The organism is Streptomyces durmitorensis, from assembly GCF_023498005.1.
In the GTDB taxonomy this organism is placed as follows: Bacteria; Actinomycetota; Actinomycetes; order Streptomycetales; family Streptomycetaceae; genus Streptomyces; species Streptomyces durmitorensis.
Genome location: NZ_CP097289.1, coordinates 7,605,680 through 7,619,031 on the forward strand (window position 1 = coordinate 7,605,680; position 13,352 = coordinate 7,619,031).

The 13,352-nt window shown below is 72.0% G+C and carries 13 protein-coding genes; 11 read left to right on the forward strand and 2 right to left on the reverse strand.

Annotated elements, in window-relative coordinates; translation table 11 throughout:
- Nucleotides 1-37: 37 nt before the first annotated feature.
- The 3 genes from M4V62_RS33985 to M4V62_RS33995 are packed head-to-tail and all read left to right on the forward strand — an operon-like array spanning nt 38 to nt 3,668.
- Complete coding sequence (locus M4V62_RS33985; protein WP_249591019.1) at nt 38-1,339, forward strand: haloacid dehalogenase-like hydrolase; 1,302 nt, start codon at nt 38-40, stop codon at nt 1,337-1,339.
- 33 nt (nt 1,340-1,372) lie between these two features.
- On the forward strand, nt 1,373-2,668 hold the full coding sequence (locus M4V62_RS33990; RefSeq protein WP_249591020.1) for an HAD family hydrolase: 1,296 nt from the start codon (nt 1,373-1,375) through the stop codon (nt 2,666-2,668).
- A gap of 37 nt (nt 2,669-2,705) precedes the next feature.
- Entirely contained in the window at nt 2,706-3,668 is a 963-nt protein-coding gene (locus tag M4V62_RS33995; protein WP_249591021.1) for a DUF2510 domain-containing protein, read from the forward strand.
- A gap of 13 nt (nt 3,669-3,681) precedes the next feature.
- Here M4V62_RS33995 and M4V62_RS34000 read toward each other — a convergent pair whose 3' ends face one another.
- Nucleotides 3,682-4,884: an amino acid deaminase/aldolase gene (locus tag M4V62_RS34000; RefSeq protein WP_249591022.1), complete on the reverse strand. Its 1,203-nt coding sequence runs from the start codon at nt 4,882-4,884 to the stop codon at nt 3,682-3,684.
- Nucleotides 4,885-5,361: 477 nt separating this feature from the next.
- On the opposite strand from M4V62_RS34000, the gene M4V62_RS34005 reads away from it, so the two are divergent.
- From M4V62_RS34005 to M4V62_RS34015, 3 genes are read left to right on the forward strand one after another with little or no spacing between them, the layout of a single operon-like run.
- Nucleotides 5,362-6,831, forward strand: a complete 1,470-nt coding sequence (locus tag M4V62_RS34005) for a hypothetical protein (RefSeq protein WP_430626891.1) — start codon at nt 5,362-5,364, stop codon at nt 6,829-6,831.
- Nucleotides 6,828-8,018: a type VII secretion-associated serine protease mycosin gene (gene mycP, locus M4V62_RS34010; protein ID WP_249591024.1), complete on the forward strand. Its 1,191-nt coding sequence runs from the start codon at nt 6,828-6,830 to the stop codon at nt 8,016-8,018. The genes M4V62_RS34005 and mycP overlap by 4 nt, the downstream gene beginning before the upstream one ends.
- Nucleotides 8,019-8,028: 10 nt before the next feature.
- Entirely contained in the window at nt 8,029-8,763 is a 735-nt protein-coding gene (locus M4V62_RS34015; RefSeq protein WP_249591025.1) for an SseB family protein, read from the forward strand.
- A 23-nt stretch (nt 8,764-8,786) separates the two neighbouring features.
- Here M4V62_RS34015 and M4V62_RS34020 read toward each other — a convergent pair whose 3' ends face one another.
- Entirely contained in the window at nt 8,787-9,164 is a 378-nt protein-coding gene (locus M4V62_RS34020) for a DUF1844 domain-containing protein (RefSeq protein WP_249591026.1), read from the reverse strand.
- A 401-nt stretch (nt 9,165-9,565) separates the two neighbouring features.
- On the opposite strand from M4V62_RS34020, the gene infC reads away from it, so the two are divergent.
- The 5 genes from infC to M4V62_RS34045 all read left to right on the forward strand — a co-directional run bounded on the left by infC (nt 9,566) and on the right by M4V62_RS34045 (nt 13,251).
- Entirely contained in the window at nt 9,566-10,252 is a 687-nt protein-coding gene (infC, locus tag M4V62_RS34025; RefSeq protein WP_249593129.1) for a translation initiation factor IF-3, read from the forward strand.
- A gap of 105 nt (nt 10,253-10,357) precedes the next feature.
- On the forward strand, nt 10,358-10,552 hold the full coding sequence (rpmI, locus tag M4V62_RS34030; RefSeq protein ID WP_135330421.1) for a 50S ribosomal protein L35: 195 nt from the start codon (nt 10,358-10,360) through the stop codon (nt 10,550-10,552).
- Between the two features lie 94 nt (nt 10,553-10,646).
- On the forward strand, nt 10,647-11,030 hold the full coding sequence (gene rplT / locus M4V62_RS34035; protein WP_003970214.1) for a 50S ribosomal protein L20: 384 nt from the start codon (nt 10,647-10,649) through the stop codon (nt 11,028-11,030).
- A gap of 174 nt (nt 11,031-11,204) precedes the next feature.
- Nucleotides 11,205-12,050 carry a TrmH family RNA methyltransferase gene (locus tag M4V62_RS34040; RefSeq protein WP_249591027.1) on the forward strand — a complete coding sequence of 282 codons (846 nt, stop codon included), beginning with the start codon at nt 11,205-11,207 and terminating at the stop codon, nt 12,048-12,050.
- A gap of 55 nt (nt 12,051-12,105) precedes the next feature.
- Nucleotides 12,106-13,251, forward strand: a complete 1,146-nt coding sequence (locus M4V62_RS34045; protein ID WP_249591028.1) for a sensor histidine kinase — start codon at nt 12,106-12,108, stop codon at nt 13,249-13,251.
- Nucleotides 13,252-13,352: the final 101 nt, after the last annotated feature.

A 13,352-nucleotide genomic window follows, 5' to 3' on the forward strand; every position in this document is an offset into this window, starting at 1 on the left:
ACGCCCGGCTGTCCTGCGTAGACACAGGAGTGTGTTCATGAACCTCAAGCGCCGCTGCGCCGCGGCCGCAGCCGTCCTCGCCGTCGCCGCCACCGGACTCGTCTGCGTCCAGGCGACCGCGGAGGCCACCCAGCCCGCCCCGGCCACCGGCTCCCGGGCCGGGAAGTGCCCCACGCTCACCGTCTCCCCGGGCTGGTACGGCGACAACCGGGCCAGGCTCCAGAAGATGATCGACACGTACGGGCGCTGCGGCGACGGCAGCCACCAGGGTGCGGCCAAGCCCGTCGCCGCCTTCGACTGGGACAACACGGTCATCAAGAACGACGTCGGTGACGCCACCATGTTCTGGCTCCTGCGCAACAGCAAGATACGTACGCCGCGCGGCGCCGACTGGCATTCCACGAGCCGCTACCTCACCGACCCGGCGGCCAAGGCCCTCGCCAAGGCCTGCCCCGCCACCGGCGCCACCCTCCCCACGCGCCGCGACACGGACTGCGCCGACGAGATCGCCTCCGTCTACAGCGAGGGCACCACCACCGGCGGCGACGCGGCCTTCGCCGGCATCGACCACCGCCGCATGGAACCCCAGTACGCCTGGCTCGCCCAGCTCACCCGCGGCTGGTCCACCCGGCAGGTCAAGGGCTTCGCCGCCGCGGCCCGCAAGGAGAACCTCGCCGCGCCCGTCGGCACCGAACAACAGGTCGGCACCGGCAAGTTCACCGGCTGGGTCCGCTACTACGACCAGCAGCGCGATCTGATCCGTACGCTGGGGAAGGCCGGATTCGACGTCTACGTGGTCTCCGCGTCGCCCGAGCCGGTCGCCGAGGTGTGGGCGAAGAGCGTCGGCGTCGACGCCCGGCACACCATCGGCATCCGCAACGTCACCGCGCACGGGAAGCTGACGGCCCGTCTGGCGGGCTGCGGCACCGTCAAGGACGGCGACGACTCGATGATCACGTACATCGACGGGAAGCGCTGCTGGATCAACCAGGAGGTCTACGGAGTCCGGGGCGCGGCAGCCGAGAAGGTCCAACCGGCCCACAAGCGGCAGGTGTTCGCGGCAGGGGACTCCGACACCGACATCTCCTTCCTGCGTGACGCCACGGCCCTGCGGCTCGTCCTGAACCGCAACAAGAACGAGCTGATGTGCCGCGCCTACGACAACGGCGACGGCCGCTGGCTGGTGAACCCCATGTTCATCGAACCCAAGGGCAGGCTCGCGAAGCCCTACCCGTGCGCCAGCACCGGTTACACCGAACGGGACGGCAAGGAAGGCCCGGTGCGCCGCACGGACGGGTCCGTCATCCCCGACCAGAAGGACACGGTGCACGGGTCCTGACCGTGCCCGGAGATTGATGTACGGTCCATGCGCATGCGCAACAGACATGCCTTGGCGTTGACGCTGGCCACGGCCGCCACCCTGGCGGCCGTGCCTGCGACGCTCCCCGCGGCCGCCGCCACGCCCGCGAACTCCCCCGCTGCGAAGGCCCATTGCCCGCAGCTGTCCAAGAAGCTGACCTGGTACGGCTCCAACCGTGACCGGCTCCAGCAGATGATCGACGAGCGCGGACGCTGCGGCTCCCACCGGGGGCACGACCAGAAGCGTCCCGTCGCCGCCTTCGACTGGGACAACACCGGCGTCAAGAACGACATCACCGACGCGACGATCGCCTGGTCCCTGCACCACGACAAGATCCTGCGTCCCGCCACCTGGAAGTCCACCAGCAAGTGGATGACGGACGAGGCCGACAAGGCGCTCACCAAGGCCTGCGGCACGAAGGTGCCGGTCGGCAAGCCGCTGCCCACCTCCACCGACACCGACTGCGCCGACGAGATCTTCGAGGTCCGCGAGGACGGCAGGACGATGAGCGGCGCCGCAGCCTTCGCCGGCGAGTGGGACCACCGGCACACCGTCCCGCAGTACGCCTGGGTGCCCCAGCTCTTCGCCGGACACACCGTCCCCGAACTGGAGTCGTACGCGGCGAAGGCCCGCAAGGAGGTCCTCGCCGCTCCCGTCGGAGCCACCCAGACCGTCGGCACGCACGAGATCCCCGGCTACGCCCGCTACTACGACCAGCAGCGCGACCTCATCCGCACGCTCAAGAAGGCCGGGTTCGACGTCTACATCGTCTCGGCGGGTTCGGAGCCGGTGACGGAGGTCTGGTCGAAGAGCGTCGGCATCGACCGGAAGCACACCATCGCCATCCGCTCGGTCCTCGACCGCAAGGGCCGGATCACCACCTGGAACCAGGGCTGCGGCGACGTCCCCGTGAACAAGGGCGAGGCCATCCCGTACATCGACGGCAAGCGCTGCTGGATCAACCAGGAGATCTACGGCGTCAAGGGCAAGTCGGCCTGGGAGAAGCAGGACCCCTCCCACCGCATCGCCCTCGGCGGCGGTGACGCCGACACGGACGTGACGTTCGTCGGCGACGCCACGGGCGCGCACCTCGTCCTGAACCGCAACAAGAACGAGGTCATGTGCCGCGGCTACGACAACGCCGACGGCCGCTGGGTCGTGAACCCCATGTTCATCGAGCCCATGAAGCAGAAGCCGGACCTCTACCCGTGCTCGACGGCCGCGTACAACGCACCGGACGGAAGCAAGGGCCCGGTCCTGCGCGACGACGGCTCCGTGGTGCCTGATCAGGCGGACGCGGTGTTCTGAGTGTTCTGATCTTCGCGGCACGTCCTAGAGTGCCGGGATGAGCATGTCGCCTCCTCCCGGCTGGTACACGGACCCGTCGGCCCCACCTGGACAGCACGTCGAGCGCTGGTGGGACGGGTCCGCGTGGACCGAGCACCGGCGTGCGCCCGCAGCCCCTCGAACGGGCCAGGCGCAGCCGGGGTTCGGCCCGCCGCAGGACCGGACCCAGGTCCAGCCGCTTCCCGGGGCCTCCGGAGGAAGCCGGGCCAAGGTGGTGGCCCTTGCCACCGCCGGGGTCGTCCTGGTCGCGTCGATCGTCACGGGCGTGGTGCTCCTGCGCGAGGACGGCGGCGACCCGCAGGCAGGACCGCCGGCCCCGACCACCTCGGAGCCGGCGGACACCCCCACGCCGACCTCGCCGACGCCCACCACGTCGGCTCCCGACCCCGACCCCTCCACCCTCGTCGACCAGCTCAACGGCATCATGATCCCGGTGCCCGCCGGCTGGGAGAAGGCCGACAGCACGGTCGGCGGCGATCCGACCGTCCGCACCCCTGACGTCTACGACTGCCCCGGCGAGGGCAGCCTCTGCCGCCACGGCACGGTGTACTCGCGCACGTCGACGGCGACGGACGAGCGCTCGCCCAAGGCACTGGCCCAGCGGGACATCAAGGACGCGGCGGACCGGGCGTACGACGAGGACAAGGTCGGCATGGAGCCCTTCGGCGGCATCACGAGCCACGAGAAGGTCAAGGAGGGGACCGTCGCGGTCGCGGGCCGCTCCGGCTACCTCGTGCGCTGGCGCGTCCGCACGGACAAGGGGCCCGGCGGATACGTCCAGTCGCTCGCCTTCCCCTCCAGCCACGGGTCCGAGGCGCCGGTCATCGTCCGCTTCGCCATCGACGCCGGGGACGAGGCGCCGCCCCTCTCCGACATGGACAAGATCACCAAGGGGATCCGTCCGGTCGGTGCCGAGGGGACGAGTGGCGGCGTGGGCAGCAGCGTGGGCGCGACGCCCTGACGATCCCGCGCGCTCAGAGGAACGTGTGGCCCTCTCCCCGGTACGTCGGCACGGTGGCCGTCACGCGGTCGCCCTCGACGAGGTGCAGCGCGTCGAACCGCTCGCACATCTCCCCGGCCTTGGCGTGCCGGAACCACACCTTGTCGCCGATCAGCAGGTCGTCGGCGGGCGCGCCGAGCAGCGGGGTCTGCACCTCTCCCGCACCCTCCTGCGGGTCGTAGCGCAACCCCTCCGGGAGGTACGGCACAGGGGAGCGGTCGGGTCCCGCGGCGCCCGACGCGGGGTAGCCGCCGCCGAGCACGGTCACGGTGCCGACGCCGGGGCGGCGCACGACGGGCTGGGCGAAGAGCGCGGCCGGACGCCCGCTGAACGACGTGTAGTTGTCGAAGAGGCGCGGCACGTACAGGCCCGACCCGGCGGCGATCTCCGTCACGGCCCGCTCGGCCGCGGTGTGCTGCACGCTGCCGGTGCCGCCGCCGTTGACGAACTCCAGGTCCGGCGCGACCGCCCGCACCGCGCGGATGGTCTCGGCCCGCCGGGCGGCGAGCTCCTTGCGGGCCGCGGTCTGCATCAGCCGGATGGCACGGGAGCGCGCGGGATGCCCTGCGACCGCGTCACCGACCCCCGCCACATGCCCTTCGTACGCCATCACGCCCACGAGCCGGAACCCCGGCCGCCGGGTCACGGCGCGGGCGAGCGCGGCGACTTGGGCGGGGGAGTGCAGGGGCGAGCGCAGCGCCCCGATCCGCACCCGGCCTCCGAGGATCTTGTAGGCGGTGTCCAACTCCAGGCAGACCCGCACCTCTTCGCGCCCCTCGCCCCTGGCTTCCTCGATGAGCCGCAGCTGCGCCGGGTCGTCGATCATCACGGTCACCGAGGAGGCGAGCTTCGGGTCGGCGGCAAGCTCGGCGAAGGCGGCCCGGTCGGCCGAAGGGTAGGCGAGCAGGACATCGTCGAACCCGGACCGCGCGAGCCACAGGGACTCGGCGAGCGTGTAGGACATGATCCCGGCGAAGCCGTCGCGGGCCAGGACGCGTTCGAGCAGCGCCCGGCACCGTACGGACTTGCTCGCGACCCGGATGGGCTTCCCGCCGGCCCGGCGCACGAGGTCGTCGGCATTGGCGTCGAACGCCTCCAGATCGACGATCGCGACGGGGGCGTCGAGGTGCGCGGTGGCCCGGTCGTAGCGGGCCCTGTCTGCTGCACGGGCTGTCATGGCCGAAGCCTGCCAGACGGGATTACCCGAGGGTAGGGGGATGATCCGGGCAGATCGCCCGGGGGCGCGGACTGGTTCCCTCGCGACCGGAATCTGCCCTTAGAGTTACGCGCAGAAGAGCGAGGAAACGGGGGGTGCATGAGCACGGAAGCGCGACGGCCTCCCGTCCCGCCACGTCCCACGGCTCCACCCCCACCGCCGGTCCCGCCGGCCTCCCCGGCGCCTCCCGTGCCGTCCGCGCGCTTCCCGGACGGGCGTCCGCGGACGCCGGAGGGCGGCGCCCAGGATCCTGGACCCGGGGAGCGGGTGCACCCGGACGACCAGGGCTCAGAGCCCCGCACACCCGCGTCATCCGCGGCCGGCTCGACGCCGGGCGATGGTGAGTACCCCCCGCCGCCACCGCCGATGGCCGACCCCGCGCCCGAGGACGGCGACTCCATACTCGAGGATTTGTTGGCGCCCTTCGACCTGGTGAGGATGCCCGAGCCCGCTGCGTCACCGGACGACGAGCCGGACGCTGATGCCGAGAGGCTGCCGTCCCCGCCCCCGCCGCCCGCTTCGGCGCGCTTTCCCGATGCGCCGCCTCCGGCGACGATGACGCGCACACACGCGCCGATGTCCGACCCTGCCCCGGACCCCGCCCAGGCGCCCGCCGCCGAAGCGCCGCTCCTGCCGCCGCTTCCTCCTGCCCCGCCGTACGTCGACGTGCCGGTCCCGGACGCGGAGAGTGAACCGGGCGAGGCGGGCGTGGCGGACTACCGTCTCCGTCCCCCGAGGCCTTCCGCACCGCCGCCGGGCCCAGCGGCCGTGTCCGCGGGCATACCTGAGAGCGGCTCGGGCCCCGCGCCGCTTCCCGGGCTCGCGCCACCGCCGTGGTCCGCCGCGGAGTCCGCAGCCGCGCCCCCGTCCGCGCCCGCATCCGCGCCGGAGGCCGTCACGCCGACTCCGGCATCCCGGCCCGCCGCCGCGCCCCCGGCGCACCTCACCGGGCCCGCGCTCTCGCGAGCCCACGCGTACGCCCGCACCCCCAAGGCCGCGCCCCCTCCCGCCCACTCCCCCCGGACCACCGCCGCCCGCCGCGCGGTCGGCGCCGTCGACCTCACGCCGGGACCCGGGGCGGGGCGGCCCTTCGTGGCGTTCGCACGGCCCGCGCTCTACGACGACAGCACCACGCGGCTGCGGCCCGTCCGCACCTGGGTGCAGCCCCGCGTGACCGCGGCCGCCGCCTGTGTCGTGCTCGGGCTCGGGCTCATCGGGGGCGCGGCCACCGGGAGTTGGCTGACCGGGGGAGCCGAGGGGGCGAGCGCATCGCCCAACGCGTACGCCGTGGCGGGCAAGCTCTGGCACAGCGTGCCCGTCGACCAGCTCTTCCCGGCCACCATCAAGGGGGAGGGCGCGGGCCCCGGCGGAGCCGACCGCACCTGGACCCGCGTCGCCGTCGCCCCCGACAGCACCTGCAAGGGCGCCTTCGACCCGCTCCTGCGCAAGGCACTCGCCCCGGCGGGCTGCCTGCGGCTGCTGCGCGCCACGTACACGGACGCGACCCGCAGCCATGTCACCACCGTGGGCCTGCTGTTCACCAAGGCCGACGCCGATGCGATGCGCTCCCTGCGCACCCGCTTCACGGAGGAAGGCCTCGACCGGCGCCCCGACCTGATGCCACGCCCGTACGCGGCCAAGGGCACCCCGGCCGCGGACTTCGGCGACGCCCAGCGCGCGTCCTGGACCGTGTCCGTGCTCCCGGACGCCCCCGTCGTCGCCTTCGCCGTCTCCGGTTTCGCCGACGGGCGTACGGTCACCGAACCCGAGCCCGCCGACGAGGCCATGAAGACCTCCGCCACCAGCGCCCCCGCCCAGGCGGGCCTCGGCAACGAGGCCAAGGGCATCGCCGACCGCGTCGAGCGGCGCCTGCGCAAGACCATCGCGGCCACGGAGAAGTCCTCATGAGAATCCGCCGGTGGTCCGTCGCCGCCCTCGCCGCCTCGCTCGCCCTGCTGCCCGCCACCGCCCACGCCGACGACGGCATACGCGCACAGCAGTGGGCCCTGGACGCCATGCACACCGGCCAGGCCTGGCAGACCACCAAGGGCAAGGGCATCACCGTCGCCGTCCTGGACACCGGCATAGACCGCGACCACCCCGACCTGACCGGCAGCGTCCTCGAAGGCAAGGACATGGTCGGCTTCGGGGCGAAGAAGGGCGACCGCCCCTGGGCCCGGCACGGCACCGCCATGGCCGGCATCATCGCGGGCCACGGACACGGCGCGGGCAACGGCGACGGCGTGATCGGCATCGCGCCGGAAGCGAAGATCCTGCCGATCCGCGTGATCCTGGAGGACGGCGACCCGGACCGCTCGAAGGCCCGCAACACCCGGGGCAACGCCCTGGCCGACGGCATCCGCTGGGCCACCGACCACGGCGCCGACGTCATCAACCTCTCCCTCGGCGACGACTCCAAGTCCGCCCACCCCGAACCCGCCGAGGACGCCGCGGTCCAGTACGCCCTGAAGAAGGGCGCCGTCGTCGTCGCATCCGCGGGCAACGGCGGCGAACGCGGCGACCACATCTCGTACCCGGCGGCCTATCCGGGCGTCATCGCCGCCACCGCGGTCGACCGGAACGGCGACCGCGCCTCCTTCTCCACCCGACGCTGGTACGCCACCGTCAGCGCCCCCGGCAAGAAGATCGTCATCGCCGACCCCGACCGCGAGTACTACGAAGGCTGGGGCACCAGCGCCGCGTCGGCGTTCGTCTCGGGCGCCGTCGCCCTCATCCGCGCCGCCCACCCCGGCCTGACCCCGGCCCAGATCAAGCAGCTCCTGGAGGACACCGCACGGGACGTGCCCAGCGGTGGCCGCGACGACTCGCACGGCTTCGGCTTCATCGACCCGGCGGCCGCCATCGCCGAGGGCGGCAAGAAGAAGCCGCAGGAGCTGAGCTCAGCGGCGTACGGGAAGAAGTACTTCGGCCTGGGTCCCGACGAGGACGCGGGCGACGGCGGGCCCGCCGGCTGGGTGGGCCCGGTCGCGGGCGGCATCGGCGTGGCCCTCCTGGCAGCGGCGGTCTACCTCTGGCGCGGCCGTCGCGGAGCCCGCCCCGGCACCGCCCGACAGGTCCCGGACCAGTCTCGATAGGGTCGGTGCCGTGGCGAACAAGAACATCCCGGACCCCGGCTTCTCCGACGACGACGGCTCCGCCGACCCCCGGCTCACCGCGGCCCTGACCGCGTGGGCCGAGGACCGCACGGCCCACGGCCCCGTCCTGGAGGCGCTCACCGGCGCCCGGCTGCTCGTCCCCGTGGTCGCCGTGCTCGGCGAGGTCGAGGAGGACGCGAACGGGCTGCGCCGCGAGAAGTCCAGCGACATGGCGGTCCCCACCCTGAAGGCGGGCGACCGCAAGGCGCTGCCCGCGTTCACCTCGACCCAGGCCCTCGCCCGGTGGGACCCGGAGGCCAGGCCCGTCGCCGTCCCCCTGCACCAGGCGCTCCAGGCCGCGGCCCACGAACAGGCCGACACGATCGTGCTGGACCTCGCGGGACCCGTTCCCTACGAGATCAACCGGCCCGCCCTGATCGCCCTCTCCGAAGGCCGCAGCACCCGGGACCCGCTCGCCGACCCCGCTGTCACCGCCGCCGTGCGCGCGGCCGTCGCCGCCGAGCCCGCCGTCCTGCGCGCCCACCTCGGCGCGGGCACCGCGGACGGCACCCTCGCGCTGGTCCTTGACCCCTCGGCGGACCCGGCCGAGGCCGCCCAGCGCGTCGCCGGGCACATCGCGGCCGACGAAACACTGAGGGCCCGCCTGGTGAGCGGCCTCGACCTGGCACTGCTGCCGGCCGGGGCGACGCCACCGGGCGAGCCCTTCTACGTACGAGAAGCCTGAGAAGTCAGCCGAAGCCTGAGAGGTCAGCCGAAGACCGGGCCCGTGTACTTCTCGCCCGGACCCTGGCCCGGCTCGTCCGGCACCTCGGACGCCTCGCGGAAGGCCAGCTGCAGCGACTTCAGGCCGTCGCGCAGCGGGGCCGCGTGGAACGAGGAGATCTCCGTGGCGCTCGCGTCCATCAGGCCGGCGAGCGAGTGGATCAGCTTGCGGGCCTCGTCGAGGTCCTTGTGGCCCTCGCCGCCCTCGGCGAGGCCCAGGTTCACGGCCGCGGCGCTCATCAGGTGGACGGCGACCGTGGTGATCACCTCGACCGCGGGGACGTCCGCGATGTCACGGGTCAGGGTGTCGAAGTCGGGGGAGTCACCGGTGGCGGACTCGGGGGTGGGGGTCGCGTCGCTCATGTCCCACACGATAAGCGGAGCCCCACGCGCAGTGAGCCGCGGGAGCCCGTGAGCACGGTTGGGCGCCGCTGGTTAGCCGCACCCCCGTGGAGCTGCTAACCTTGTGTAACGACCGGCCGGATACTCGCGTGCCACGCAGAGACCCGGCCCACAAGTGGAGGCTCCGCTTCCCACCTGGCTGCTCCCCGGAGCGGCGGGTCACCGGTCAGGCGGCCGCAGTCCCCGAGACTACGGCAGGCCCGAGATGCGCCCCGCGATCACCGCGGAGGTGCTCCGGTAGTAATGGAGCCCCTTCCTGTGATCGGTTGGGGCATTTTTTATGTACTCACTCGGTTGGTCGAGATAACAGACGTAACGCGGCTGTCCGCCAGACCGCCGCGTGGTGCTACCGAGGAGGATCCATCAGCGCCGAGCCCCGCATCAACGACCGGATTCGCGTTCCCGAGGTGCGACTTGTCGGTCCCAGCGGCGAGCAGGTCGGGATTGTTCCGCTTGCCAAGGCCCTGGAGCTCGCACAGGAGTACGACCTCGACCTGGTCGAGGTGGCGGCGACCGCCCGTCCGCCCGTGTGCAAGCTCATGGACTACGGGAAGTTCAAGTACGAGTCGGCCATGAAGGCCCGTGAGGCGCGCAAGAACCAGGCGCACACGGTCATCAAGGAGATGAAGCTCCGGCCGAAGATCGACCCGCACGACTATGACACCAAGAAGGGTCACGTCGTCCGGTTCCTCAAGCAGGGCGACAAGGTCAAGATCACGATCATGTTCCGTGGTCGCGAGCAGTCCCGGCCGGAGCTCGGCTACCGACTGCTGCAGCGTCTCGCGAACGACGTCGAAGACCTCGGGTTCATCGAGTCGAACCCGAAGCAGGACGGCCGAAACATGATCATGGTCCTCGGTCCGCACAAGAAGAAGACCGAAGCCATGGCCGAGGCCCGCGAGGCCCAGGCGGTCCGCAAGGCGGACGCGAAGGCCAACCCGGGCCGCTCGCAGAACGCCGTCGCGGAGGGGGAGCCCGACGAGGCTCCTGCCGAGGCTGTCGCCGAAGCCCCCGCCGAGGCCCCGGCCGAGGCTCCCGCCGAGGCCTGATCCCGGGACGCGAGTCCGGGGATCGCCAACTGATCCATACGGTTCCCGGATGCCCGGTTTCACGACCGGGCATCCGAGTGCCACTGACGAGGAGAGAACGGCGCTATGCCGAAGAACAAGACGCACAGCGGTGCCAGCAAGCGCTTCAAGATCACCGGCTCCGGCAAGGTGCTCCGTGAGCGCGCCGGCAAGCGCCACCTGCTCGAGCACAAGTCGTCCCGTCTGACGCGTCGCCTCAGCGGCAACGCCGAGATGGCCCCGGGCGACGCCAAGAAGATCAAGAAGCTTCTCGGCAAGTGAGTCCGGGCGCACACCGCGCCTGAACTCTGACCGGGACCCAATCGATACCGGGTCGTGTGAGTCCAACCACGGCCCCGCTACAAGGAGTTAACAAGTGGCACGCGTCAAGCGGGCAGTCAACGCCCACAAGAAGCGTCGGGCGATCCTCGAAGCGGCCAGCGGCTACCGCGGCCAGCGTTCGCGCCTGTACCGCAAGGCCAAGGAGCAGGTCACCCACTCCCTGGTCTACAACTACAACGACCGCAAGAAGCGCAAGGGCGACTTCCGTCAGCTGTGGATCCAGCGCATCAACGCCGCTGCCCGCCAGAACGGCATGACGTACAACCGCCTCATCCAGGGTCTGAAGGCCGCCAACATCGAGGTGGACCGCAAGATCCTGGCCGAGCTGGCCGTCAACGACGCGAACGCGTTCGCCGCGCTCGTCGAGGTTGCGCAGAAGGCTCTGCCGTCGGACGTCAACGCGCCCAAGGCTGCCTGACGCTTCGCTGTACCTGAGCGTTACTCGCGGACCCGCAGGCCAACCGGCCTGCGGGTCCGCTTGCGTCCGGCCCCGCGTCTGCCGCCAACTGTCGTCTGCCGTCCGCCCGCCGTCTCCGGCTGAGCGCGCAGTTCCCCGCGCCCCTGACGGGGCGCTCTCCCCGAGGTGAGTTTCATGGTTGCCAGCCCCGAGTTGATCTCCGCCAAGTCGCCCCGCGTCAGCGCCGCACGGCGGCTGGCCAAGCGGAACTTCCGGGGGAAGGAGCAGCTGTTTCTCGCCGAGGGGCCGCAGGCCGTGCGGGAGGCCGCCGCGTACCCGGACACGCTCGTCGAGCTGTTCGCCACCGTCGACGCCGCCGACCGCTACGCCGACATCGTCGGCGAGGCCCGTGCCGCCGGTGCCCGTGTGCACCTGGCGGACGAGGACGTCATCGCCGACATCTCGACGACCGTGACGCCGCAGGGGCTCGTCGGGGTCTGCCGGTTCGTCGACACCCCCTTCGACAGCATCCTCGCCGCGAGGCCCAAGCTGGTCGCCGTCCTCGCGCACGTCCGTGACCCCGGGAACGCCGGCACCGTGCTGCGGTGCGCCGACGCCGCGGGAGCCGACGCGGTCGTCCTCACGGACGCCTCCGTGGATCTCTACAACCCCAAGTGCGTGCGCGCGTCGGTCGGTTCGCTGTTCCACCTGCCCGTCGCCGTCGGCGTACCCGTCGAGCGGGCCGTCCAAGGGCTCAAGGACGCGGGTGTGCGGATCCTGGCCGCGGACGGGGCGGGCGAGGACGACCTCGACGACGAGCTCGACAAGGGCACCATGGGCACCCCTTCCGCCTGGGTCTTCGGCAACGAGGCCTGGGGCCTGCCGGAGGAGACCCGCGCACTCGCCGACGCCGTGGTGCGCGTTCCGATCCACGGCAGAGCCGAAAGCCTCAACCTCGCGACGGCGGCGGCCGTGTGCCTCTATGCGTCCGCCCGTGCACAGCGTGCGGCTGGAGGGTGCCGTTCCGTCACTCCCAGCTAGTAGGGTGACGGGCTCGGAGGCCTCCTGCGCCGGTCCGAGAGGTGGGGTACGGGGAATGAGCATCGGCACGAGCAGATCACCGGGAGTACAGGACATCCTGTGTACTCGCGCGGACCATGGCGCCCTCGGTGACCTCGGCGACGGGCTCGGCATCCACCCGGACGACCTCCCCGACGGACTGGTGGTCGCGGACGAGTCGGGCCATGTCATCTGCTTCAACGCCGCGGCCGCGCGCATCACCGCGGTGCACGCGTCCGACGCCCTGGGCGTTCCGCTGGAGCACGCCCTGCCTTTAGAGGACCTCGAAGGCCGCCGCTGGTGGCAGCTGACCGATCCGTACGGCGGCATCGCCACCCGTTTCGCCCAGCCCGAGCGCAATCTGCTGCTCCCCGGCGGGCGTGAGGTCCTCGTCTCCGCGCGCTATGTGCGCACCGCGCCCACCGGTCCCGTACGCCGCGTCGTCGTCTCCATCCGCGACACCGAGGCCCGCCGCCGCACCGAGCGCAGTCACGCGGAGCTGATCGCCACCGTCGCCCACGAGCTCCGCTCGCCCCTCACCTCCGTGAAGGGCTTCACGGCGACGCTGCTCGCCAAGTGGGAGCGCTTCACCGACGACCAGAAGAAACTGATGCTGGAGACGGTGGACGCCGACGCCAACCGCGTCACGCGGCTCATCGCCGAGCTCCTCGACATCTCCCGCATCGACTCGGGGCGGCTCGAACTGCGCCGCCAGCCCGTCGACATCGGTGCCGCCGTCGGCCGCCACATCCAGGCCCACGTCGCCTCCGGCCAGGATGCGGACCGCTTCCTCGTCCGGATACAGCGGCCGCTGCCCGACTGCTGGGCCGACCCCGACAAGATCGACCAGGTGCTCAGCAACCTCCTGGAAAATGCGGTGCGGCACGGCGAAGGAACCGTCACCATCGACGTGGCAGCATCGTCGTCCCCGCGCGAGCAGGGCGGGGCCGAGACGGCCGTGACCGTGAGCGACGAGGGGTCCGGCATTCCGGAGGAATCGATGGGCCGTGTCTTCACCCGCTTCTGGCGGGGCAGCAAGCGCGGCGGGACGGGACTGGGGTTGTACATCGTGAAGGGCATCGTGGAGGCGCACGGCGGGACGATCACCGTCGGCCGCGCGCCCGGTGGCGGCGCCCAGTTCCGATTTACGTTGCCCGTGGGCACTCCGGCGTATCTCCTGTGATCGTCCCAGACCGGCACTGATCACCTCTGATCCGCCCGAGCACCGCCCGCGGGCTCATTCACCTGCGCCACCCCCGTTAGACTCGATCCTTGGCACGTTTG